Here is a 22756-nt window from a genome sequence, read left to right on the forward strand (position 1 = left end):
TTATGAAGACTAATTTTAATAAAAATTGGGAGGTTGTTCAATAAAATAGCTTACTTCGCGCCATAAAAAAAATACCCCCCAACAGGTAAACAGTTTCATCTGTCTACCTATTGGGGAGCATATCAAAATTAATTTCACGTTTTAATTTATAATTAATATGTTGAAATTAATTATCTCCCATTTTAAATTTCAAGAATAATTCATTGTAGTGGCCTAGCATTTCGAGACCTAGATTTTTGTATACTTCTAAATTATCTCTAGCTTCCTCCGTAGGATAGAAACGCTCGTCTGCGATAACCTCTTCATCCATTATTTCCATCGCTTCAGTATTAGGAGTGGAATAACCAACATAATCTGCATTTTGGGCAGCAACCTCTGCATCTAACATGAAGTTAATGAATGCATGAGCACCATCGACATTAGCGGAGGTTTTTGGAATTACCATATTATCAAACCATAAATTAGAGCCTTCTTCAGGAACAGAATAGTCTAGTTCTTCATTTTCCCACATCATGTCAGCAGCTTGTCCAGACCAAGTAAGGGCTACAGCTGCTTCCTCATTTACCATCAGCTGCGTTACTTCATCGCCAATAATAGCCTTTACATTAGGAGTCAAGCCTTGAAGCTTTTCAAGAGCACTTTGAAGCTCATTTTCATCAGTAGAGTTTAAGGAATAACCTAGGCTATTTAATCCCATTCCAATAACCTCACGTGCTCCATCTACTAACAATACTTTGCCTTCTAAGGATGGATCCCATAAATTATCCCAGCTTTCAAATGTTTGTCCCTCCAATAGGGAAGGATTATAAACAATTCCTACTGTTCCCCAAAAATAAGGGATAGAAAACTCATTTTTAGGGTCAAAAGGTAAATCTAAAAAGTAAGGATCCACATTTTGTAGATTCGGTAACTTGGAAGGATCGATTGGCAAGAGTAAATCATTTTCCTTCATTTTTTCAATAGCATACTCTGAAGGGACAGCTATATCATAGGAAGTCCCACCTTGTTCAATTTTTGTCATCATGGCTTCGTTTGAATCAAAGGTTTCATAAACCACACGATATCCGGTTTCTTCTTCAAACTGGTTTATCAACTCAGGATCAATGTATTCTCCCCAGTTAAAGACAGTAACAGTATCACTACCGGCATTATTTGCACTTTTTCCTAAATAATCGTTTGTGATAAATAATACGATACATACAACTATAATGGCTACAGCTGCTCTTACAATCTCTTTCATTTACGTATCCCCATTCCTGTCAGGTTTTTACCGCCTCGTTGGCTAATGAAGTAGTAACCTACAACTAAGAACAATGTTACGATAAAAATAATACCTGAAAGTGCATTTATCGTTAAAGTAATTCCAGCTCGAGCCATGGAGTATATTTCAACAGATAGAGTACTAAAACCATTTCCTGTTACAAAAAAGGTGACTGCAAAATCATCTAAAGAATAAGTAAGTGCCATAAAGAAACCTGCGAAAATACCTGGCTTGATGAAAGGGATGATAACCCTTCTTAAAATGTCTCTTCTAGTTGCACCTAAGTCAGCTGCCGCATCGATTAATGAGCTGTTCATCTCTTGTAGCTTTGGAAGTACCATTAAAACAACAATAGGAATACTAAAAGCAATATGAGAAATAAGCACAGAGGCAAATCCTAGCTTAACGCCCACCATAGTGAAAAGAATTAAAAATGACGCACCAATGACAACGTCAGGACTTACGATTAACACGTTATTTAACGATAAAATCGAATTTCTTAATGATTTGTTTCTAATATAAACGATTCCTAAGGAACCTAGAACTCCAATAGCCGTTGAAATTAAAGCAGATAGTAATGCGACTATAACTGTGTTTATAAGTATCATAATTAAGCGAGTATCAGAAAATACTGCTGCGTAATGCTCCCAAGTAAAGGAGTCAAATTCATTCATCGTACCGCCGCTGTTAAATGAATAGAATATCAAATAAAAAATAGGAGCATAAAGAATGACGAAAATAAGGACTAAATATATTTTTGCTGCCTTACTTGTGTTTCCCATTGGAAGTTGCCCCCTTATCTCTTTGCCCTGTAATAATCATTACGATTACCATGAAGATGATTAAGAATACAGCGATCGTTGAACCCATTCCCCAGTTTTGAGTTACGAGGAATTGTTGCTCAATAGCTGTTCCTAAAGTAATTACTTTGTTACCAGCGATTAAGCGGGTAATCATAAATAGGGATAAAGAGGGAATAAATACTGCTTGAACTCCAGCCTTTACACCATTTGTTGTTAAAGGGAAGATAACCTTTCTAAAGGTTGTCCAACCAGAAGCTCCCAAATCTTTACTTGCATCAATAAGAGAAGGATTTAACTTATCGAGTGAGTTAAAGATCGGAAGAATCATAAATGGTATAAAAATATATACCGAAACGAAAATAAAACTGAAATCAGTAAATAGTATTTGTTGCTCTCCTATACCGAATACATTTAAGAAAGCATTAATTGGGCCGTATAAGCCGAAAATACCGATAAAGGCATATGTTTTTAATAATAGGTTTATCCATGATGGAATGATGATTAAAAGTAACCATAATTGTTTATGCTTTGTTTTAGTCAAAAGATAAGCTGTTGGATATGCGATTAATAATGAGAACAAAGTAATTAGGAACGCATACCAGAAAGAGCTAAGTGTTAGTTTTAAATAAACAGACGTAAAGAAATTTTGATAGTTATCTAAAGTAAAGTTTCCGCTTAAATCGAAGAAGGAATAATAAGCGATTAATGCAATTGGAGCTATTACAAATAACAGAATCCAAGCATAGTAGGGTATTAGATAAAGTGCCCTAGCTTTTTTAGTTTCCATAAGCGTCTTCTCCGTAAGATTCTAGGCGTTTATCAAACTCTTCTTCTGTTTCATTCAGACGCATAACATGAATAGACTCTGGATCAAAATTTAAGCCAATCATTTCACCTACGGCTGCCTTTTTAGTTGAATGTACTAACCACTCATTTCCTTCTTCATCATAAGTGGAAAGCTCATAGTGAACTCCTCTAAACAATTGGGTATCTACTTTAACTTTCATTTTTCCTTTATCAATCGTTGTGATTTCTAAATCCTCTGGACGAATAACAATATCGACTTTTTCATTTGGGTTTAGACCTTGGTCTACACATTCAAATTCCTTGCCACCGATACGAACACGGAAATCTGCTACCATTGTTCCTTCAACGATATTAGACTCCCCAATAAAGTCTGCAACAAAACGATTAATCGGTTCATCGTAAATATCCATAGGCGTACCACTTTGTTCAATGTTCCCAGCATTTAGGACAAAGATTTCATCCGACATTGCAAGTGCTTCCTCTTGGTCATGGGTAACGAAGATAAATGTTTTACCTAGACGTTGTTGCAGCTCACGAAGCTCGTATTGCATCTCGGATCGTAGTTTTAAGTCTAATGCTGAAAGGGGCTCATCTAGTAGTATAATTTCAGGGTCATTGACAATAGCTCTAGCAATAGCGACACGTTGTCTTTGTCCTCCAGACATCTCTGCTATTTCTCTATTTTCATAGCCGTTTAGGTTAACGAATTTTAACGCCTCTAATACTCTGTCCTCTATTTCTTTTTTCCCTAATTTTTTGATACGTAGCCCGAATGCTACATTTTCAAATACATTTAAGTGAGGGAACAAAGCGTAGTCCTGAAACACTGTATTTACTTGGCGTTGGTTAGCTGGCACATTGTTAATTAGCTTCCCGTTAAGATAGATACTGCCATTTGATGGCTGCATGAAACCAGCTATTAAGCGAAGGATAGTTGTTTTCCCACAACCAGATGGGCCTAACAATGTATAAAACTTTCCACGCTCTAATTCAAAATTAATGTCTTTAAGAACTGTTGTGTCCTCATCATAAAATTTAGTAACATTTTCAAAGCGAATAATAGGTGTCTCTGACATAATAACCCTCCATTTTCATAAATAAGAATTCGTGACGACATAAATAACCTTGGAGATATCATCTGATGCATTTTTCAAAAGATGATGATCTGCCGCTTCAAAATAGAGGGACTCTCCAGCCGAAGCAAAGTAGTGTTGTTTGCCAAGTTGTAACTCGACGCGACCTTGTAAAACATATATAAAAGTTTGAGATAAGGAAGGTTCAAACTCTTTAAACTGACCGCCTTTATCAAAAGTGATCAATACTGGCTCCATATCGTTTTCATTGGATTCAGAAATAAGCCAGTGAAGCTTGTACTTTTTTTCTTCATCTATGTAAACAGTCTGCTCCTCTTCTTGGAAAACCACCTTAGTTCTACTATGTTCATCGTCAAAGAAATCCTTAGGCTTACAACCTAAAACATTTAGGATAGAAAAAAGTGTTTCAATGGAGGGAGAATTTAGATCTCTTTCCAGCTGGGATATGAAACCCTTGCTTAAGTCCGTTCTCTCGCCTAGTTCTTCCTGTGTTAGACCTTTTTTCAGCCTTAACTGTTTAATTTTTCTACCAATTTGCATGTAATTACGCTCCTTCTCTTTTGTAAAATAAAGAGCTTTTCCATAAAACAAAGTTTATTTTAACATAACTTTAAGTTTACTTTAACAACTTTTTAAAGATAATACAAAAAAAAAATTTTCCAACTATTAGATGCAACTGTCTCTTAGTTGCATAGACTGAATATGGATGACGGATAAAGGAGAGATATGGATGAATTTGAGAGAGGAGTTACCGGAGTTTCCTATTACGACTAAATGGTTAAACGGCTCATGGACAAAGGGACAGTTATTAGGTACAAAGCCTTTGCTTGTCTATTTTTGGTCTGTTAGCTGTGATGCCTGTAAGGTTGCTCCACCATTAATAAATAAATGGAAAGAGAAGTATGAAAATCAGTTTAATGTCATTGCTATTCATATGCCTAGGTCTCCTGAAGATGCGAGTAAAAGCTTGGTGAAGTCGACAGCTTCTGCTGCAGGAATTTATGACTCGATTTGTCTAGATCATGATTTGGTGCTATCTGAAATGTACCAGTGTAAGCTTGTACCAAATTTTTATTTGTTTGATAAAAAAGGTCGACTGCGACACAGACAGGCTGGCGAGAGAGGGCTGCAAATGTTGGAAAAGCGACTTGTCCTCTTGATAAAAGAGATCTAATTTTTAATAATAAGCATGGGTTTAAAAAATGATGGAAATCTAGATAGCAGTAGAACCACTGTTGTGTTAAACTAATGGCAATTAGTTCTAGGAGGCGCAGCTATGCAGAAGGAATTTGTTGTTATTGGTTTAGGTCGTTTTGGTGGAAGTATCGTCAAAGAGTTAATGGAGCAGGGCGCCGATGTTATGGCCATTGATAAGGTACAAGAAAGAGTTGATGAATTTGCCTCCATAGCAACCCAAGCAGTGATTGCGGATACGACAGACGAAGCAGTCTTAAAATCGCTCGGGATTAGAAACTTTGAGCATGTTATTGTTGCAATAGGTGATGATATTCAATCTAGTATTCTTACAACGCTTATGCTAAAAGAAATAGGTGTGAAGAAAATTACAGTAAAAGCTCAAAATGATTATCACGAAAAAGTGTTACGTAAAATTGGAGCCGATCAAGTAGTTCATCCAGAGCGGGACATGGGGATACGAATCGCTCATAACATTCTGTCCAACAATGTCTTAGATTATTTGGAGCTTTCCGATGAGCATTCTATTATGGAGATTAAAGTAAATGAAAAAATTGCTGGATTCTCTATAGTGGACTTGGATATACGAGCTAGATACGGTATTAATATAGTTGCAGTAAAAAGGGGAAAAGAGATTATTGTATCTCCACAGGCACAGGATAAGATGCAGCTGAATGATGTGCTCATCATCATTGGAGCAGACGTGGATATCAATCGTTTCGAAAAGAAGGTTCTTTCTTAAATAAATGAAGTGTTCATTCTGTCGAAAAATTAGTTGGCAGCTTTTTGCTGGATGAGCGATATGCTATCAGTCTATCCATCACGGGATATTTTAATAGACTCGTTTATCCAGCTAGATTTAAGGACATCAATTTATAACCGCAATCTCCCAAAAAGTAGTTGCTTTCCTACTTTTTTCCCTTACAATATTATTACATGATCTAAACGGGGCATTAGCTCAGCTGGGAGAGCACAACACTGGCAGTGTTGGGGTCAGGGGTTCAAGTCCCCTATGTTCCATCATTTTGTTTACTATAGAGTAAGTAACTTAGCGAGTAGGGTATGTTTACCTACTCGCTTTTTGTATGCATAAAATTTTTTGTATTATTTTTGTAAACAGCATTTTACCGATTAAACACGAACATTTTCTCTATATTGATTGTAGCGGTAGGCGGCGACTCCAGCGGGAGGAGGGAGACAGATAAGGCATCACAACCACGCGCGTAAGCGATGGGGGGGTGGCTTTTCGCTCCCCCCGCGGAAAGCGTCCGAGATATGAGCGAAAATCAATACTACTTTATTGACTAAAGCATTTAATTTTCATTATTCTCTTTTAATTATTCGTGTTTACTATAAATAAGCAATTATAAAATTAAAAAACGACTGCAATCACGCACGAAAACCTCGTGGATGATTGCAGTCGAAGATATTTAGTAGAAAGCTACTAGATTAGATTATACTATTTACACTTCCATAATGATTGGTAAAATCATTGGACGGCGTTTAGTCTTTTCATATAAATAAGGGCTTAAAACATCTGTAATTTCGTTTTTCAATTCAGACCATTCTATTGCTTTGTCTTGAATGGTAAATCTTAAATGTTTATTTAGCATTTGCTGTGCTTCATTAATCATGGTGCCAGATTCACGCATATACACGAATCCTCTAGAAATAATATCTGGACCCGAAACAATTTTCTTTCTTTCCATATCCGCACTAACAACTACTATTACTAAGCCTTCTTCAGAAAGAATTCTACGATCTCTTAATACAATATTACCAATATCCCCGATACCACTACCATCAATATAGACATCTCCAGATGGGATACGTCCTGCGATATGTGCTTCGTTGGAGCTTAAAGCTAAAACTTGTCCATTCTCCATAATAAACGTGTTTTCGATAGGAACATCACAATCTGCCGCTAATTCTGTATGGATTTTTAACATACGGAACTCACCGTGGATTGGCATAAAGAATTTTGGCTTCATCAAACGTAGCATTAGCTTTTGTTCTTCCTGAGAGCCATGCCCAGAAGTATGGACATTGTTCAAGGAACCATGAATAACTTCAGCACCCGCACGGAATAACAGATTAATCGTTCTATTAACGCTTGCTCTGTTACCTGGGATAGGAGAAGAAGAAAATACTACGGTATCTCCTGGCTGAATCTGAATTTGTCGGTGAGTACCATTAGCAATTCGAGAAAGAGCTGCCATTGGTTCCCCTTGACTACCTGTACAGAGGATTAAAACTTCGTTAGCAGGTAATCGGTTTAATGCGCTTGTATCAATGAACATTTCCTTAGGGGCTGTAATATAACCTAGCTCTCGTCCAATTGTAATATTGTTGTCCATACTTCTTCCGAAAACAGCAATTTTGCGATTATGATGAATCGCAGCGTCTATTACTTGTTGAAGTCTATGGATATTCGAAGCAAAGGTTGCAAAAATAATACGACCATTTACTTTACGGAAAATGGAATCCATACTTTCTCCAACTTTGCGTTCGGACATTGTGAAGTTAGGAACTTCAGCATTAGTACTATCTGAAAGAAGACAAAGAACGCCATCACGACCGATTTCGGCCATTTTCGTTAAGTTTGCAGGTTCGCCGACAGGAGTAAAGTCAAATTTGAAATCTCCTGTATGCACAATATTACCAGGTGGAGTTTTTACCACAATTCCAAAAGCATCAGGTATACTATGCGTAGTTCTAAAAAAGCTTACAGCTGTTTTTCTGAACTTAATCACATCGTCTTCTTCGATTACATTCATTTTCGTTTGACGAAGTAAGCCATGCTCTTCTAGCTTGTTTCGAAGCAGACCCAATGCTAGCTTACTTCCGTAAACTGGGACATTGAGTTGCTTTAGTAAGTAAGGAATTCCACCAATATGGTCTTCATGTCCGTGGGTAATAAAAAGGCCTTTAATCTTGTCCACATTTTTGACTAAATAAGTATAGTCTGGGATCACATAATCGATTCCTAAAAGATCATCCTCTGGGAATTTAATACCAGCATCAATTAGAATAATTTCATCTTGAAATTGAACGCCATACGTATTTTTGCCGATTTCACCTAGTCCGCCGAGGGCGAAAACAGCTGTTTGGTCATTTTTTACAAATTTCATGAATTACAACTCTTCTACTTTGAAATTTGGACTTGCTTGTTCGTATTCCAAGTGGTTACCTTCAAGCAGCTGGATAAGTTCAATGTTATACTTGCGGTCTATAAGAAGTGAACGAACCTCACGCTCTGATTCAGCCTCTACGTATAAGCTTTTAGTGTTTTCGCGAACTGGTACCTCTAGTGCGTTTTCTTGATAATAAACTTTATAAATCATTTTTATACTCTCCTTTTTCACGTTCAAAATAAATCAATTCTCTTTATATTATCACGCTACTTATTTAAAATAAAGAAAAGCCCTCCAATTTTTGAAGGGCAAGACATTTGACTTAAGCAATAGTTTTGTTTCTGAGCATTCCGCCGAGTCGCCGCAACAGTTTTCTTTTCAAGCGTTTCAACATGGCAATCCACTCCTTATGACGTATTATATATGAAATTGTGGAGTTTGTAAAGGATTTTAACAGAAAAGTCAAATAATTTAACTTGAAAAGGGAGAAAAAAATAATGGAAAAAAAAGTATTGATTTTCGATATAGATGGAACCATTTTAGATTTAGAGAAAAATATTCCTGAAGGGGTAGAAGAAGCATTTAGACAAGCGAGAGAAAATGGACATATTACTGTAATCGCTACTGGGAGAGCACCATTTCTTGCTAAAGCAATCGTAGATCAACTTCAAATTGATTCTTATATAACTTATAATGGTCAAATTGTTCAATTTGAGGGCAAAACCATACATAAAGGTGTTATAGATAAGGAAGAGCTTAAAAAACTTTCGGAGTTTGCAGCTTTGAAAGACCAACCTTTAGTATATATGGACAGTCATGAGATGGTTTCTAATGTACCTGATCATCAAGATGTAATTGAAAGTATTTCAACTTTAAAGGTCGGTTTTCCTAGACAGGCAGAAAACTTTTATTTAAATAATGATATTCATCAGGCGCTTGTCTTTTGTGAAGAAGAAGTACAAGAGGAGTATGAACGTGCATTTCCTAACTTGTCCTTTGTAAGATGGCACAGAGTATCTTGTGATGTGCTCCCTAAAGGCATGTCTAAAGCTGTTGGGATTGAGATACTTTTAGAATACTTAGGAGAAACTCGTCAAAATGCAGTTGCATTCGGGGACGGATTAAATGATGTAGAAATGCTGAAGTTCGTAGGTACAGGTGTAGCTATGGGAAATGCTGTAGATGAACTTAAAAAACACGCAACAATCGTTACAGAACATGTCTCAGAAAATGGTTTAGTAAATGCGATGAGGCAATTAAAGCTAATTTAAAGGAGTATCACATGATAGAGCAAAGTAATAAGTACGTATTAGTATATGGCGATGCCTTTGTTGACTATATTTCAAAGGATCAGACAAATAAGAGCTTTAAAAAGTTTTTAGGGGGAGCCACTGTAAATGTAGCTGCAGGTATTGGCAGACTAGGCTCTTCTTCCTCTTTTATAACTATTATCGGAGAAGATGATACCTCTAAATTTGTGAAAAGGGAGCTAGAAGCAGAAGGAGTTGACCTTTCTTATATACAGGTCGACCCGGAAAAATCTATAAGTGGAGTTTATGTGCACTTAACAGAAAATAACGATCGTCATTTTCATACTTATTTAGATGATACCCCTGACTTACAAGTAGATTTCTCTATGATAGACTTGAATGCTTTTTATCAAGCAAGTGCTTTCCATTTTTGCTCCGGGACATTATTTCATGCAATCGCTAGAGAGACTACTAGAAAAATAGTAGATGAAGTGAAGAAATCTAGTGCGCTAATATCGTTTGATGCTAATATTCGCCCTTTAAGATGGAATACTGAACAGCAATGCAGAGAGACAATTTGTTCGTTTCTTCATGACGTAGATATATTTAAAATCACGGAGGAAGAACTTCTCTTTTTAACTCAAGCTAATACTCAATTAGAGGGTCTTAATAGATTAGCGGAATATAATATTTCCGTAATCCTTGTAACAGTTGGAGCAAATGGAACATACGCCATGATCGAAGGGGAACTGGTTCATATTCCAACTGAAAAGGTAATAGCTGTTGATACAACCGGTGCTGGAGATGCATTTATGGCAGGAATTCTATCAAAAATCCAGTCAGAAGGTAAGCCTGAAACTAGAGAAGAATGGATCAGATATATTGCTTTTGGGAATAAGCTCGGATCTATTTGTGCTACAAACTTTGGAGCGTTGTCTGCTATGCCAAAATTGTCCGATATAAACTAATGGGTAGTTGCTTTAGGAGCGGAGCATTTATTAGTAAAAAAAGATTGGTCTCCGTAGAGGCCAATCTTTTTAATTATTTATTTTCGTAAGGAAATGCATCTGCTATTTCCGCATAAGGATTTTGTGGATTAATATGGTCATAAAACATAATGCCATTCAAATGGTCTAATTCATGTTGGAAGGCGATAGCAGCCAGACCTTTTAGACGTTTCTTAAATGGAGTTCCATCTGGATAAAATCCAGTTGCTGTAATTCTGGCATATCGAGGAACATACCCTTCAATAACTTCGTCTACAGATAGACAGCCTTCACCAGAAGGTATATATGTTTTTTCTACGGAATGGCTAATAATTTTAGGGTTAACTGCAACAAAGCTTATTTCCTGATCGTTCTCATCCATTAGGTGTATGGCAAACATTCTTTTAGATTGGTTTACTTGGGGTGCAGCAATTCCAATTCCAGGACGAAGGTTGTATTTTTTCACCATTTCATCATCTTGGCTATTTATAACGTACTCCAATAAATCATGTGCCAGAGCTTTTTCATCCTCAGTGAGTGGAAAGGTAAGCTCTTCCGTTTTCTTGCGTAGAGTAGGATGTCCATCTCTAATAATGTTAGGCATTAAAATCATCTTGATCGTCCTTTCAAATTTCATATTTCTATTATATCGAATTATGTCGTTTTACTAAACAAAAAGGTATATAAGTCAGTTGAATTTAGTAACTAGAACAATTATAGTTGAAAATGGGTATAGGAGGTTACGGAATGAAAAAATTAATATTCGTGGTTCCTTTCATGTCACTTTTACTATTGTCTGCCTGCTCTTTTGGAGAAAGTACTCAGGAAAAATTATCTGATGTTTTAACTGAAATCTATGAAGCAGAAGAAGGCTATAGAGAAGTTCAGACTTCCTTGAAGGAAACAGAGTTAAAGGAACAGGGAAATTTTCAAAGCATGATGGAATTAACTCAGGACCAAAAAGAAGAGCTTAGTGCTCAAGTAGATGCAACTGCTAATCTATTAGAAGAACGTATGACACTGGTAGAAAAAGAAAAAGATTCCATTTCGAAAGCAAAGGAGAAGCTTACAGACCTAGAGTCAGTTATTTCTGATGCTAAAGAGGAATCCGAAAAGGAAAGTATCCGTTCAGTAGAAGATGCTTTTAAAAATCGATATGATTCGTATGATAAGTTGGTTGAACAATATAACTCTCTTGCAAGCTTACAAGACGCTCTTTATAATATGCTTTTAGATGAAGAAGCGGACGTATCTAAAATTCAAGAGCAGGTTGCAGAGGTTAATAAGCAGAATGAAGCTGTGCAACAAGCAGTTCAAGAATTTAATGATTTAACAAAACAATTAAATGAAGTAAAAGATCAGGCTTTTTCCACACTTCAAAAAGAAGAATAATAGATTGCCTTATGAATAGTTGCCCCGCAAATGTTAGTAACATAATTAACATTTGCGGGGTATTTTTATATTTAGGCTCTGATAAAGGGGAGGGTTGATTTATATGATGCAAATAAATTTTTAAATCTGAAGGTTGATTTCCGCACCACCCAGAAGCTTTCCTCTGGGTGAGCGATAAGCTCAACATTAGGAGTCAAAACATATAGAGACTGATTATTAATGGTCGAGTTGTAACGGAAAGTGAATCACTAGAATTTTTATTAGAGTTATCCTATTAATCTTTAAGGTGATTTTCTATGAGCATAAAAATAAAAAATGTGTAAAAAATAGAAGAGGTGGTATGTATATCGAAAAGGTGGTTTATATACCAGTATAGAAATTCTGTTTGAAAAAGGTGTAATAAAAATCAGGCGATTTCTTCAAACTGATATAGTACAGATTAAATTAATGAGTAGTACAGAATTAAACTTTTTTAATATTCTAATATAAAAATGGTAGAGTTCTAGATGATTGACCGACCATTTATTCTTGAGTATACTAAGAAGTAATTGATATTGTACCAATCAATGTGCAACTTTATTTTAATACAGAGAAAAAGGAGAGGTGCTTTATGGCTTCAAACAAAGAAAACCAGTTTGACCCAATGAAAACGCTTCATGAAATCGAAGAAAAGTTTGAAATGTTCCAGATTTTAAATGAAGACGGGGAAATTGTTAATGAGCAAGCAGACCCTAATTTATCGGAAGAAGATTTAGTTGAATTAATGAGTCGTATGGTTTACACAAGAATATTAGATCAACGTTCTATCTCGTTAAATCGTCAAGGGCGTTTAGGATTCTATGCACCTACAGCAGGGCAAGAGGCTTCCCAGCTTGCTTCCCATTTCGCATGTGAAAAAGAAGATTTCATCCTACCAGGCTATCGCGATGTTCCACAAATAGTTTGGCATGGCTTACCATTATGGCAAGCATTTTTATTTTCACGTGGTCATTTTATGGGTAACCAAATTCCAGAAGGTGTAAACGTGTTCCCACCACAAATTATTATTGGTGCGCAATTTATTCAAGCAGCTGGAGTAGCTTTAGGTATGCAAAAACGCGGTAAGAAATCTATTGCTATTACATATACAGGAGATGGTGGTTCTTCACAAGGGGACTTTTACGAAGGTATTAACTTCGCAGGTGCCTTCCGTGTACCAGCAGTGTTTATCGTCCAAAACAACCAGTATGCTATTTCCACTCCTCGTGAGTTACAAACAGCAGCAAAAACAATTGCACAAAAAGGTATTGCGGCTGGTTTACCAAGTATCGTAGTAGACGGTATGGATCCACTTGCAGTATATGTTGCAACGAAGGATGCTAGAGACCGTGCTGTTAAAGGTGAAGGACCAAGCTTAATCGAGACGGTTTGTTATCGATATGGCCCTCATACAATGGCTGGTGATGATCCTACACGCTACCGTACATCTGAAACGGATTCAGAATGGGAGAAAAAAGATCCTCTAGTACGCTTCCGCAAGTATTTGGAAGGTAAAGGTATTTGGAGCGAAGAAAAAGAAGCAGAAGTAATTGAGAGAGCAAAAGAAGAGATTAAAGATGCTATTAAAAAAGCAGATTCTGCTCCAAAACAAAAAGTAACTGATTTAATAAATATTATGTATGAAGAAAATCCATATAACTTAGATGAGCAATTAGCTTACTATACAGAGAAGGAGTCGAAGTAACCAATGGCGCAAATGACGATGATTCAAGCGATTACGGATGCTCTCCGTACTGAGCTTAAAAATGATGAAAATGTGTTAGTCTTCGGCGAAGACGTTGGTAATAACGGCGGAGTATTCCGTGCAACTGAAGGGCTACAAAAAGAATTTGGGGAAGACCGCGTATTTGATACTCCACTTGCAGAGTCAGGTATTGGTGGACTGGCAGTTGGTCTTTCATTACAAGGATTCCGTCCAGTTCCTGAAATCCAGTTCTTTGGTTTCGTATATGAAGTGATGGATTCCATTAGTGGGCAATTATCTCGTATGCGTTTCCGGACAGGTGGTGCTTTTAATGCGCCAGTAACTATTCGTTCACCTTTTGGTGGAGGAGTTCATACACCAGAAATGCACGCAGATAGCTTGGAGCTTTTAATGACTTCAACTCCTGGTGTGAAAGTAGTTATTCCATCTACACCTTACGATGCAAAGGGTTTACTAATATCCGCTATTCGTGATAATGATCCAGTTATTTTCTTAGAACATATGAAATTATATCGTTCTTTCCGAGGCGAAGTTCCTGAGGAAGAGTATACTATTCCTCTCGGCAAAGCAGACGTGAAACGTGAAGGTACTGATTTAACGATCATTGCTTATGGTGCAATGGTTCAAGAAAGCTTAAAAGCAGCTGAGGAACTAGAAAAAGAAGGACACTCTGTGGAAGTTGTGGATCTTCGTACTGTACAACCATTAGATATCGAAACAATCATTGCTTCTGTAGAAAAAACAAACCGCGCAATTGTTGTACAAGAAGCGCAAAAACAAGCAGGTATTGCAGCAAACGTAGTAGCAGAAATTACTGAAAGAGCAATTCTAAGCCTAGAGGCTCCAGTTCTACGTGTAGCAGCACCAGATACTGTATTCCCATTCTCTCAAGCAGAGACAGTTTGGTTGCCAAACTCTAAAGATATAATAGAAACTGCGAAGAAAGTATTAAATTTCTAAAAGAAACGAACAATAGAAAGGGTGAGCACTTTGGCATTTGAATTCCGCCTACCGGATATTGGAGAAGGTATACATGAAGGAGAAATCGTTAAATGGTTTGTTAAAGCTGGTGACGAAGTTGATGAGGACGATATCCTTTGCGAAGTACAAAATGATAAAGCTGTCGTAGAAATTCCTTCACCTGTAAAAGGAAAAGTAACAGACGTGTTGGTAAGCGAAGGAACTGTTGCTGTAGTTGGCGACGTACTAGTTAAGTTGGATGCACCTGGCTATGAGGATCTTCAATTTAAAGGCGATCATAGTGGTGAAGAAAAAACAGAAGCTCAGGTTCAATCTACTTTAGAGGATGGTAAGGAAGTGGAGAAAGAACCTGTAGATGCTTCTAAAAACCAACAACCACCTACTAAAACAGAGGCTAAAGCATCTACGAATGAATCGAAGCCTGAGCCAAAAGGCGACACTCGTGTAATTGCGATGCCTTCCGTTCGTAAATTTGCACGTGAAAATGAAGTGAATATTGCAGACGTAAATGGTACAGGGAAAAACGGTCGAGTTTTAAAAGAAGATATTGAAGCATTCTTATCTGGAGATCAATCAGTAGAAGAAACAAAATCTTCTCCAGCTCAAGCAAAAGAGGAAGTGCAAGAAACAAAATCTTCTGCACCAGTTAGCTTAGAAGGAGAATTCCCTGAAACTCGTGAGAAACTATCTCCAATGCGTAAGGCAATTGCAAAAGCAATGGTTAATTCCAAGCATACTGCACCACATGTAACGCTTATGGATGAAGTGGATGTTACTGAGCTAGTTGCACATCGCAAGAAATTCAAAGAAATAGCTGCAGAGAAAAATATCAAGTTAACTTATTTACCTTATGTAGTGAAAGCTTTAGTAAGTACATTGCGTGAATTCCCAGCCTTAAATACTTCGTATGATGACGATTCAAACGAAGTTATCCATAAGCATTACTACAACATAGGGATTGCAGCTGACACGGACAAAGGTTTATTAGTACCTGTAATTAAAAATGCAGATCGTAAATCAGTATTTGCCATCTCTGATGAAATCAACACTTTAGCAACTAAAGCTCGAGACGGTAAACTAGCTCCAGCTGAGATGAAAGGTGCATCATGCTCAATTTCTAATATTGGCTCTGCTGGTGGACAATGGTTTACACCTGTTATCAACCATCCGGAAGTGGCAATCCTCGGAATTGGTCGAATTTCAGAAAAACCTGTAATAAAAAATAGTGAAATTGTAGCCGCTCCTGTGTTAGCATTATCATTGAGCTTTGATCATCGCATGATCGATGGTGCGACTGCCCAACATGCGTTGAACCATATAAAACGTTTATTAAGCAGTCCAGAATTATTATTAATGGAGGCGTAAAAAATGGTCGTAGGAGATTTCCCGATTGAAACAGACACTTTAGTAATAGGTTCAGGTCCTGGAGGTTATGTAGCTGCAATTCGTGCTGCACAAACAGGACAAAAGGTAGTAGTTGTAGAGAAAGAACATATCGGTGGAGTATGCTTAAACGTAGGGTGTATCCCTTCTAAAGCGTTAATCTCAGTTGGTCACCGTTTTGAACAAGCAAAACATTCAGATGACATGGGTATCACGGCATCTGATGTTAAAATTGACTTTTCAAAAGCACAAGCTTTCAAAGAAAGTGTTGTGAAAAAATTAACTAGCGGTGTTTCCGGATTATTAAAAGGTAACAATATTGAAGTGGTTTCTGGTGAAGCTTACTTTGTTGATGCAAATACAGTTCGTGTAATGGATGAGAAGTCTGCACAAACTTATACTTTTAAACATGCGATAATCGCTACTGGATCTCGTCCAGTAGAAATTCCAACATTTAAATATACAAAACGTGTTATTAACTCAACTGGTGCTTTAAATCTTCAAGAGGTACCTGAAAAATTAGTAGTAATTGGTGGAGGGTACATTGGAACTGAGTTAGGTTCTGCATATGCTAACCTAGGTTCACAAGTTACAATTATCGAAGGCGGAGACGATATTTTAGCTGGCTTCGAAAAACAAATGACTACTATTGTTAAAAAAGGCTTGAAGAAAAAAGGCGTAGATATGGTAGTGAAAGCATCTGCAAAAGGTGTTGAAGAATCTGATACTGGCGTAGTCGTAACTTATGAAGTTGGTGGAGAAGAGAAAAAAGTGGAAGCTGACTATGTATTAGTTACAGTTGGCCGCCGCCCTAACACCGATGAAATTGGTTTAGAAGAGCTTGGTATTAAATTTGCAGAACGCGGATTAATCGAAGTAGATAAGCAATGTCGCACTAGCATTAGCAATATCTTTGCTATCGGTGATGTAGTAGCGGGGCCACAGCTTGCTCACAAAGCTTCTTATGAAGGTAAAGTAGCTGCTGAAGCGATTGCTGGTCAATCATCTGTTGTAGATTATCTTGCAATTCCAGCTGTTTGCTTCACAGATCCAGAGCTAGCTACAGTTGGTTTATCTGAAGCACAAGCAAAAGAACAAGGATTTGATGTAGCAGCTGGTAAGTTCCCGTTCGGAGCTAACGGTCGTGCACTTGCTCTTAACGCGACAGAAGGCTTTGTAAAACTTGTTTCACGTAAAGAAGATGGATTATTACTTGGCGCTCAAATCGTAGGTCAAGGTGCATCTGATATGATCGCTGAACTTGGTTTAGCAATTGAAGCAGGTATGACGGTTGAGGATATCGCTATGACTATTCATGCACATCCAACGCTTGGAGAAATTGCAATGGAAGCTGCAGAAGTAGTAATGGGTCACCCAATCCATATTCTATCTAAATAATAAGTAGGTCGATAAAACCGTGTAGAAATACTCTACACGGTTTTCTTTTTGACTGTTAGAATGGAAATAGAAGGGATATGGTGATTATATTGAAACTTACAACTTGGTTATTACCCGCAGCACTAACTTTTTTATTAGTAGGATGTAATGCAGAAACAACGGAAGTTCAAAAAGAGCTTGGAGAAAAAAATGAAGTTAATAAAGAAACGGTAGAAACAAAGCCGGAAGAAACTGAAAAAGTGGAAGAAATAAAGCCTGTAGAGGAAGTTATTGAGGAAGAACCAGTTTCAGAAATAAAGTATGAAATTAATGAGGCAAATTGGACAATAAAACCAATTGCTGATGCGAATCCTAAGGCTGTGCTTTTAACGATTGACGATGCTCCAGATAAATATGCTGTCGAAATGGCGAAAACATTAAAAGAACTTGATGCTCCAGCTATCTTTTTTGTGAATGGTCATTTCATAGATTCAGAGGAAGAACAAGCTAATTTAAAAGAGATATATGATTTAGGCTTTTCTATTGGAAATCACACTCAAACACACGCGAATTTAAAAAATAGCAGTGAAGAACAGCAACAAGAAGAAATAATTAAAGTAAACGAGACGATAGAAGCAGTGATCGGTGAGAAGCCTAAATTTTTCCGAGCTCCTTTTGGTGTAAATACTGATTTTAGTAAGTCCTTGGTTCATCAAGAAGGAATGGTCTTGATGAATTGGACATATGGATACGATTGGGAGAAACAATATATGGAGGCTAATAGTTTAGCAGATATTATGGTTAATACGGAGTATCTAGTAGACGGAGCAAATTTGCTAATGCATGATCGAGAATGGACCGCAGCAGCTCTTTCGAAAATTGTAGAAGGCTTACGAGCAAAAGGGTATGAATTGATTGATCCAAAAACTATTAAAACGATAGAATAATTTTTCGAATCTAGTTCTGACAAAATACCTCGAGATATAAATCTTTTGAGGTATTTTGTTATTTGGAATGATATTGAGGTAAATTCCTCTAATCTAGTTTTTAGACGCTACATTAAGTTTCTCATATGAAAATACTAGTTGATTGGAGTGGAAGGTGGCGACTCCAGCCGGAATAGCATGAGGTGAAGACCCCGCAGGAGCGTAGCGACGAGGAGGCTGAGGCCATGCTGGCGGAAAGCGTCCACCTGGAAGGCAAATCATCCGATTCATTCCAAACAAGTAAACTGATTTTCTACTCATGGACATACTAAAAGAGAAGGCGTAAAATTATTTCTATTATCAGCGTTTATGGAGGTGAAACTTTAAAAGAATAAACTTTTAAAGTACATAATGAACAAAATAAAAAAAGTAGGTCGAATCATTTTTCAAGTAATTATTCTTTATTTATTCTCTACTCTAGGATCTTTTGTAGTGGAATTATTACCGTTTTCCTTTCCTGGAAGTATTGCTGGATTATTAATACTATTAGCGTGCCTCCTGCTAAAAATACTTCCAGCCAATCTTATAAAAGATGGGGCTGGTTTTTTACTTGCATTTCTTGCCTTATTCTTTGTGCCGGCGACCGCAGGGATAATGGATTACCCTCAGTTAGCCTCGTTAAAAGGGGTTTTTATAATAATCGCTTTAATAATTAGTACAATGTTTACAATTGTAGTAGCAGGAAAGGTATGTCAATACTTTGAAAGTAAAATAGTAGGGGAGGATTTGAAATGATTTCTCTAGCGATGGTAATTGGTACAATCATTATTTTTATAGGGATGACTTTTCTCTATAGAAGGTTCACCTATCCTTTACTATTACCTATTTTAACTACTACGATTATCCTTGTAGTAGTGTTAAGTTTTTCAGGAGTTTCTTACGATACATATATGTCAGGTGCCAAGTGGATTGATGCAATGCTCGGACCAGCGGTAGTAGGGATGGCTTACCCTTTATATATACAGCGAGAAAAAATTATAAAAAACAAGGTGACGATTATATTAGGTGTTACTGTAGCAATGCTTTCTGGACTAATTAGTATTGTTATAATAGCTAAACTTATGTCTTTTGAGGAGTTTCTTCAAAAATCCTTATTACCAAAGTCAATTACTTCTCCAATTGCGATGCCTATTAGCGAATCAATTGGGGGTATTCCAACTTTGACAGCAGTTTTTGTAATTTTAGCTGGTTTAATAGGAGCATTAGCTGGACCGTTTCTCTTTAAACTATTTCACATAGATACCGCAATCAGCAGGGGGATATCTATAGGTAGTGCATCGCATGGCATCGGCTTATCTAAGCTATCCGAGTATGGGGAAGAGACGATGACGATGGGGTCAGTGGCAATGACTCTTAGTGCTATTTTAGGGGCCTTTATATGTCCAGTGTTTGCCTTTTTAATTTTTTGATTCTATTAAAAAACAGACTTTGACGACGTTAGCCGTCAAAAGTCTGTTTTTGATTGGAGCTGAAAGTTTAATATACTAAATGATAGCCTGATGCTCTTTAATAACATGAATCATTTCTAATGTGTCGTCTTCTGGTCCCTGTACTGGTAAGCCTGCCTCTAGGTTCATCAAGATATAGTCAATATTTCCTTGAGTAATTATTTCCCCGGGAATAAAAATAGGAATACCAGGAGGGTAGACCATTACGAATTCAGCAGAAATACGGCCACTGGCTTCTAATAGTGGAATAGATTCAGTTTCTGCGTAAAATGCATCTCGAGGTGACATAGCTAAACCAGGGATGTCTGGTAAGGTTACAGCTGATTCTACTATTGTTGCTGCAGATTCATATGCCACTACCATTCTCGATAATGCATTAACAAGCATGTCTACTTCTTTTTTTGTATCTCCTAGCGTAATCAGGCAAAGGATATTATATAAATCAGAAAGCTCTACTTCAATATTCGCTTTTTCTCTAAGCCAAATTTCAGCTTCAAATCCAGTGATTCCTAAATTTTTAACGCTAATTAGTAGCTTAGTTGGATCCATATCGTAAGTAGCGGAGGATTGTAATATTTCTCTTCCTACACAATGGATATGTTCAATTTCATTTATACGTTTACGAGTTTCCTCAGCAATTTCGATTGCTTCGCCTATTAAATCCTCTCCATGTATAGCTAACTGTCTTCTAGCGGTATCTAGAGAAGCTAAAAGAGGATAGGATGTAGAAGTCGTTGTAAGCATGGAAAGGATTGATTGTACCCTTTTTGCAGAAACTAGTCCTTCTCTTACATTCAGGACGGAGCTTTGAGTCATAGATCCTCCAAGTTTGTGTACAGATGTTGCGGCCATATCAGCACCGGCAGACATTGCCGAAATAGGAAGGTCATTATGAAAGTGGATATGTACACCATGAGCTTCATCCACTACTACAGGTATACCGTGCGCATGAGAAATATCTACAATTCTCTTTAAATCGGCTGCTAAACCAAAATAAGTTGGGTTGATAACAAGTAAACCTTTTGCATCTGGATGTGCTTCTATTGCTTTTTCTACGGATTCCACAGAAATACCATGCGAAACACCAAGTTCTTTATCTACCTCGGGATGTATAAATACGGGTATAGCACCTGCAAATACAATGGCAGACATAATAGATTTATGAACATTTCGTGGAACAAGGATCTTATCCCCAGGTCCACAAATAGTAAGGATCATTGTCATAATAGCTCCACTCGTACCTTGAACAGAGAAAAAGGTTTCATCTGCTCCAAAAGCTTCTGCAGCTAGATGTTGAGCTTTTTTGATGGCTCCTTTTGGAGAATGTAGGTCATCTAATGGAGCTATATTGATTAAATCAATTGAAAGTACATTATCTCCAACAAACTCTCGAAATGCAGGGTCCATCCCTTTCCCTTTCTTATGACCAGGAATGTGGAACTGAATTGGATGACGATTTCGATGCTTCAATAAAGCATCGAAGATAGGAGTTTCTAATTGTGACAACGCTTATACCACCTCTAATTAAATTTTTGTGCATGTAAACGATTCTAGTAATTATTAATAGAGACGTTGATGCAATGTTAAAAACAAAAGAATTATAGCATTTAAGGAAATTTATTACTATAAAAATAATTCAAAATTATTAAGATGCATTAATTTTGCTGGACAAATAGAAAAGAAATCGAGAGGTTTGCTTCTACAAGTATTTTAAAAGTCATTTGTTTTTAAAATCATTTTATAATGAAGAACAGTTAACAAGCATTTAAGCAGTAAACGATAACCTTATGCAAACTTGTATGTTTTTCCTACGGACTTGTCTTGTTAGAGTCTTCTAATACATACATAACCTACTTTAAGGATTTAAAACGGCTCATTTAAAATTCTATCCTTTAATAGATAGATTGAATCCTAATTAAATTTTCTTTACACTACTATAAAGGGAGGGGATTAGTTTGTCATTTCAAACAAGGGTTACAGATCTATTAGGAACAAAATATCCTATAGTACAAGGTGGACTAGCATATCTTGCGTATTCGGATCTATGCATTGCGGTTTCAGAAGCGGGTGGCTTAGGACAGATAACTGCTATGAGTCTCTCAACACCGGAGGAGCTTCGCCAAGAGATTGATAAAGTGAGAGAACATACAAATAAACCTTTTGGCGTAAACTTTGCTATTGGGCAAACAGGTAGACCTTATGAACATATGCTTGAAGTCGCTATCGAAGAAAACGTTCCAGTAGTTTCAATGACTGGAGGCAATCCTGCGCCAATTTTAGATGCCCTAGATAAGACGAATATCAAAAAGCTTGTTTTAGTCGCATCTAAGCGACAGGCTTTAAAAGCAGAACAGCTAGGGGCCGACGCTGTGATGGTTGTAGGGCAAGAGGGTGGCGGTCACTTAGGGAGAGATGATATTGGAACTATGGTACTTATCCCTCAAGTTGTAGATGCTGTTTCATTACCTGTCATTGCTTCTGGTGGCATTGGAGATGGGCGAGGCTGGATGGCTGCTCATGCTCTAGGAGCAGAAGGGATAGAAATGGGGACTCGTTTTATCGCAACAAAGGAATGTATCCATGCATCGGAAGCATATAAAAATGCCATATTATCAAAAGAGGAAACAGATACAGTTGTTATTAAAAAAGAGCTAGGGTCGCCAGCAAGGGCTATCCGTAATAGTTGGACCGAAACTATTTTGACTATGGAAAAGGAAAACCCTACATATGAGCATTTGAAGCATCATATTAGTGGAGAAGCCAACAAGCAATTTATTTATAACGGTTTCGAAGACCAAGGCTTTGCTTGGGCAGGGCAAGTAATAGGTATGATTCATGACATTCCTACAACGAAAGAGCTCATCGACAGAATGGCAGCTGAGGCACTAGATATACGAAAAAAATGGAAATTATAGG

Annotated in this window: 22 protein-coding genes and 1 tRNA gene; 14 read left to right on the forward strand and 9 right to left on the reverse strand. The window is 37.2% G+C overall.

Annotation, left to right across the window (positions count from 1 at the left end):
* Window positions 1-166: 166 nt before the first annotated feature.
* From HF876_RS04715 to HF876_RS04735, 5 genes are read right to left on the reverse strand one after another with little or no spacing between them, the layout of a single operon-like run.
* Complete coding sequence (locus HF876_RS04715) at window positions 167-1240, reverse strand: ABC transporter substrate-binding protein (RefSeq protein WP_169358912.1); 1074 nt, start codon at window positions 1238-1240, stop codon at window positions 167-169.
* On the reverse strand, window positions 1237-2043 hold the full coding sequence (locus HF876_RS04720; RefSeq protein WP_169358913.1) for an ABC transporter permease: 807 nt from the start codon (window positions 2041-2043) through the stop codon (window positions 1237-1239). The genes HF876_RS04715 and HF876_RS04720 overlap by 4 nt, the downstream gene beginning before the upstream one ends.
* Window positions 2027-2851 (reverse strand): ABC transporter permease, encoded by an 825-nt coding sequence (locus tag HF876_RS04725; protein ID WP_169358914.1) that lies wholly within the window; start codon window positions 2849-2851, stop codon window positions 2027-2029. The genes HF876_RS04720 and HF876_RS04725 overlap by 17 nt, the downstream gene beginning before the upstream one ends.
* Window positions 2841-3947 carry an ABC transporter ATP-binding protein gene (locus HF876_RS04730; RefSeq protein WP_169358915.1) on the reverse strand — a complete coding sequence of 369 codons (1107 nt, stop codon included), beginning with the start codon at window positions 3945-3947 and terminating at the stop codon, window positions 2841-2843. The genes HF876_RS04725 and HF876_RS04730 overlap by 11 nt, the downstream gene beginning before the upstream one ends.
* A gap of 15 nt (window positions 3948-3962) precedes the next feature.
* The gene (locus HF876_RS04735) at window positions 3963-4505 is read right to left on the reverse strand and encodes a helix-turn-helix domain-containing protein (protein ID WP_169358916.1); all 543 of its coding nucleotides are present in this window, start codon (window positions 4503-4505) and stop codon (window positions 3963-3965) included.
* A gap of 190 nt (window positions 4506-4695) precedes the next feature.
* On the opposite strand from HF876_RS04735, the gene HF876_RS04740 reads away from it, so the two are divergent.
* The 3 genes from HF876_RS04740 to HF876_RS04750 all read left to right on the forward strand — a co-directional run bounded on the left by HF876_RS04740 (window position 4696) and on the right by HF876_RS04750 (window position 6179).
* Window positions 4696-5139 (forward strand): TlpA family protein disulfide reductase, encoded by a 444-nt coding sequence (locus tag HF876_RS04740; protein WP_169358917.1) that lies wholly within the window; start codon window positions 4696-4698, stop codon window positions 5137-5139.
* 102 nt (window positions 5140-5241) lie between these two features.
* Window positions 5242-5901, forward strand: a complete 660-nt coding sequence (locus tag HF876_RS04745) for a potassium channel family protein (protein ID WP_169358918.1) — start codon at window positions 5242-5244, stop codon at window positions 5899-5901.
* Window positions 5902-6106: 205 nt separating this feature from the next.
* Window positions 6107-6179 (forward strand) — tRNA-Ala (locus tag HF876_RS04750).
* A gap of 443 nt (window positions 6180-6622) precedes the next feature.
* Here the strand turns inward: HF876_RS04750 and rnjA are convergent.
* Together rnjA and HF876_RS04760 are read right to left on the reverse strand one after the other, a co-directional pair.
* Entirely contained in the window at window positions 6623-8290 is a 1668-nt protein-coding gene (gene rnjA, locus HF876_RS04755; protein ID WP_169358919.1) for a ribonuclease J1, read from the reverse strand.
* A 3-nt stretch (window positions 8291-8293) separates the two neighbouring features.
* The gene (locus tag HF876_RS04760; protein WP_169358920.1) at window positions 8294-8503 is read right to left on the reverse strand and encodes a DNA-dependent RNA polymerase subunit epsilon; all 210 of its coding nucleotides are present in this window, start codon (window positions 8501-8503) and stop codon (window positions 8294-8296) included.
* 287 nt (window positions 8504-8790) lie between these two features.
* Here HF876_RS04760 and HF876_RS04765 point away from each other — a divergent pair, with 287 nt between their 5' ends.
* Window positions 8791-9564, forward strand: a complete 774-nt coding sequence (locus HF876_RS04765; RefSeq protein ID WP_169358921.1) for a Cof-type HAD-IIB family hydrolase — start codon at window positions 8791-8793, stop codon at window positions 9562-9564.
* Between the two features lie 11 nt (window positions 9565-9575).
* Complete coding sequence (locus HF876_RS04770) at window positions 9576-10511, forward strand: carbohydrate kinase family protein (RefSeq protein ID WP_169358922.1); 936 nt, start codon at window positions 9576-9578, stop codon at window positions 10509-10511.
* 73 nt (window positions 10512-10584) lie between these two features.
* Here the strand turns inward: HF876_RS04770 and def are convergent, their stop codons facing one another.
* Entirely contained in the window at window positions 10585-11142 is a 558-nt protein-coding gene (def, locus tag HF876_RS04775) for a peptide deformylase (RefSeq protein ID WP_169358923.1), read from the reverse strand.
* Between the two features lie 134 nt (window positions 11143-11276).
* Between def and HF876_RS04780 the strand changes: the two genes are divergently transcribed.
* From HF876_RS04780 to HF876_RS04815, 8 genes are all read left to right on the forward strand, one after another.
* Window positions 11277-11921, forward strand: coding sequence for a YkyA family protein (locus HF876_RS04780; RefSeq protein WP_169358924.1), 645 nt, complete (start codon window positions 11277-11279; stop codon window positions 11919-11921).
* 610 nt (window positions 11922-12531) lie between these two features.
* Window positions 12532-13644 (forward strand): pyruvate dehydrogenase (acetyl-transferring) E1 component subunit alpha, encoded by a 1113-nt coding sequence (gene pdhA, locus HF876_RS04785; RefSeq protein WP_169358925.1) that lies wholly within the window; start codon window positions 12532-12534, stop codon window positions 13642-13644.
* A 3-nt stretch (window positions 13645-13647) separates the two neighbouring features.
* Entirely contained in the window at window positions 13648-14625 is a 978-nt protein-coding gene (locus HF876_RS04790; RefSeq protein ID WP_169358926.1) for an alpha-ketoacid dehydrogenase subunit beta, read from the forward strand.
* Between the two features lie 30 nt (window positions 14626-14655).
* A complete protein-coding gene (locus tag HF876_RS04795; protein ID WP_169358927.1) occupies window positions 14656-16011 on the forward strand; it encodes a dihydrolipoamide acetyltransferase family protein in 1356 nt (451 codons plus the stop codon).
* 3 nt (window positions 16012-16014) lie between these two features.
* Window positions 16015-17427, forward strand: a complete 1413-nt coding sequence (lpdA, locus tag HF876_RS04800) for a dihydrolipoyl dehydrogenase (RefSeq protein ID WP_169358928.1) — start codon at window positions 16015-16017, stop codon at window positions 17425-17427.
* 77 nt (window positions 17428-17504) lie between these two features.
* Window positions 17505-18353 carry a polysaccharide deacetylase family protein gene (locus HF876_RS04805; protein WP_169358929.1) on the forward strand — a complete coding sequence of 283 codons (849 nt, stop codon included), beginning with the start codon at window positions 17505-17507 and terminating at the stop codon, window positions 18351-18353.
* A gap of 390 nt (window positions 18354-18743) precedes the next feature.
* Window positions 18744-19127, forward strand: a complete 384-nt coding sequence (locus HF876_RS04810) for a CidA/LrgA family protein (protein WP_169358930.1) — start codon at window positions 18744-18746, stop codon at window positions 19125-19127.
* Window positions 19124-19801 (forward strand): LrgB family protein, encoded by a 678-nt coding sequence (locus HF876_RS04815; protein ID WP_169358931.1) that lies wholly within the window; start codon window positions 19124-19126, stop codon window positions 19799-19801. Before HF876_RS04810 ends, HF876_RS04815 begins: the two co-directional genes overlap by 4 nt.
* 75 nt (window positions 19802-19876) lie before the next feature.
* Here the strand turns inward: HF876_RS04815 and HF876_RS04820 are convergent, their stop codons facing one another.
* Complete coding sequence (locus tag HF876_RS04820; RefSeq protein ID WP_169358932.1) at window positions 19877-21346, reverse strand: aminotransferase class I/II-fold pyridoxal phosphate-dependent enzyme; 1470 nt, start codon at window positions 21344-21346, stop codon at window positions 19877-19879.
* Between the two features lie 449 nt (window positions 21347-21795).
* Here HF876_RS04820 and HF876_RS04825 point away from each other — a divergent pair, with 449 nt between their 5' ends.
* Window positions 21796-22755, forward strand: a complete 960-nt coding sequence (locus HF876_RS04825) for an NAD(P)H-dependent flavin oxidoreductase (RefSeq protein WP_169358933.1) — start codon at window positions 21796-21798, stop codon at window positions 22753-22755.
* Window position 22756: the final 1 nt, after the last annotated feature.

It is taken from the genome of Psychrobacillus sp. BL-248-WT-3 (assembly GCF_012843435.1).
In the GTDB taxonomy this organism is placed as follows: Bacteria; Bacillota; Bacilli; order Bacillales_A; family Planococcaceae; genus Psychrobacillus.

Coding starts and splice junctions, on each gene's coding strand:
- HF876_RS04715 (WP_169358912.1), bottom strand. CDS start 1,240: ATGAAAGAGATTGTAAGAGCAGCTGTAGCCATTATAGTTGTATGTATC.
- HF876_RS04720 (WP_169358913.1), bottom strand. CDS start 2,043: ATGGGAAACACAAGTAAGGCAGCAAAAATATATTTAGTCCTTATTTTC.
- HF876_RS04725 (WP_169358914.1), bottom strand. CDS start 2,851: ATGGAAACTAAAAAAGCTAGGGCACTTTATCTAATACCCTACTATGCT.
- HF876_RS04730 (WP_169358915.1), bottom strand. CDS start 3,947: ATGTCAGAGACACCTATTATTCGCTTTGAAAATGTTACTAAATTTTAT.
- HF876_RS04735 (WP_169358916.1), bottom strand. CDS start 4,505: ATGCAAATTGGTAGAAAAATTAAACAGTTAAGGCTGAAAAAAGGTCTA.
- HF876_RS04740 (WP_169358917.1), top strand. CDS start 4,696: ATGAATTTGAGAGAGGAGTTACCGGAGTTTCCTATTACGACTAAATGG.
- HF876_RS04745 (WP_169358918.1), top strand. CDS start 5,242: ATGCAGAAGGAATTTGTTGTTATTGGTTTAGGTCGTTTTGGTGGAAGT.
- rnjA (WP_169358919.1), bottom strand. CDS start 8,290: ATGAAATTTGTAAAAAATGACCAAACAGCTGTTTTCGCCCTCGGCGGA.
- HF876_RS04760 (WP_169358920.1), bottom strand. CDS start 8,503: ATGATTTATAAAGTTTATTATCAAGAAAACGCACTAGAGGTACCAGTT.
- HF876_RS04765 (WP_169358921.1), top strand. CDS start 8,791: ATGGAAAAAAAAGTATTGATTTTCGATATAGATGGAACCATTTTAGAT.
- HF876_RS04770 (WP_169358922.1), top strand. CDS start 9,576: ATGATAGAGCAAAGTAATAAGTACGTATTAGTATATGGCGATGCCTTT.
- def (WP_169358923.1), bottom strand. CDS start 11,142: ATGATTTTAATGCCTAACATTATTAGAGATGGACATCCTACTCTACGC.
- HF876_RS04780 (WP_169358924.1), top strand. CDS start 11,277: ATGAAAAAATTAATATTCGTGGTTCCTTTCATGTCACTTTTACTATTG.
- pdhA (WP_169358925.1), top strand. CDS start 12,532: ATGGCTTCAAACAAAGAAAACCAGTTTGACCCAATGAAAACGCTTCAT.
- HF876_RS04790 (WP_169358926.1), top strand. CDS start 13,648: ATGGCGCAAATGACGATGATTCAAGCGATTACGGATGCTCTCCGTACT.
- lpdA (WP_169358928.1), top strand. CDS start 16,015: ATGGTCGTAGGAGATTTCCCGATTGAAACAGACACTTTAGTAATAGGT.
- HF876_RS04805 (WP_169358929.1), top strand. CDS start 17,505: ATGGTGATTATATTGAAACTTACAACTTGGTTATTACCCGCAGCACTA.
- HF876_RS04810 (WP_169358930.1), top strand. CDS start 18,744: ATGAACAAAATAAAAAAAGTAGGTCGAATCATTTTTCAAGTAATTATT.
- HF876_RS04815 (WP_169358931.1), top strand. CDS start 19,124: ATGATTTCTCTAGCGATGGTAATTGGTACAATCATTATTTTTATAGGG.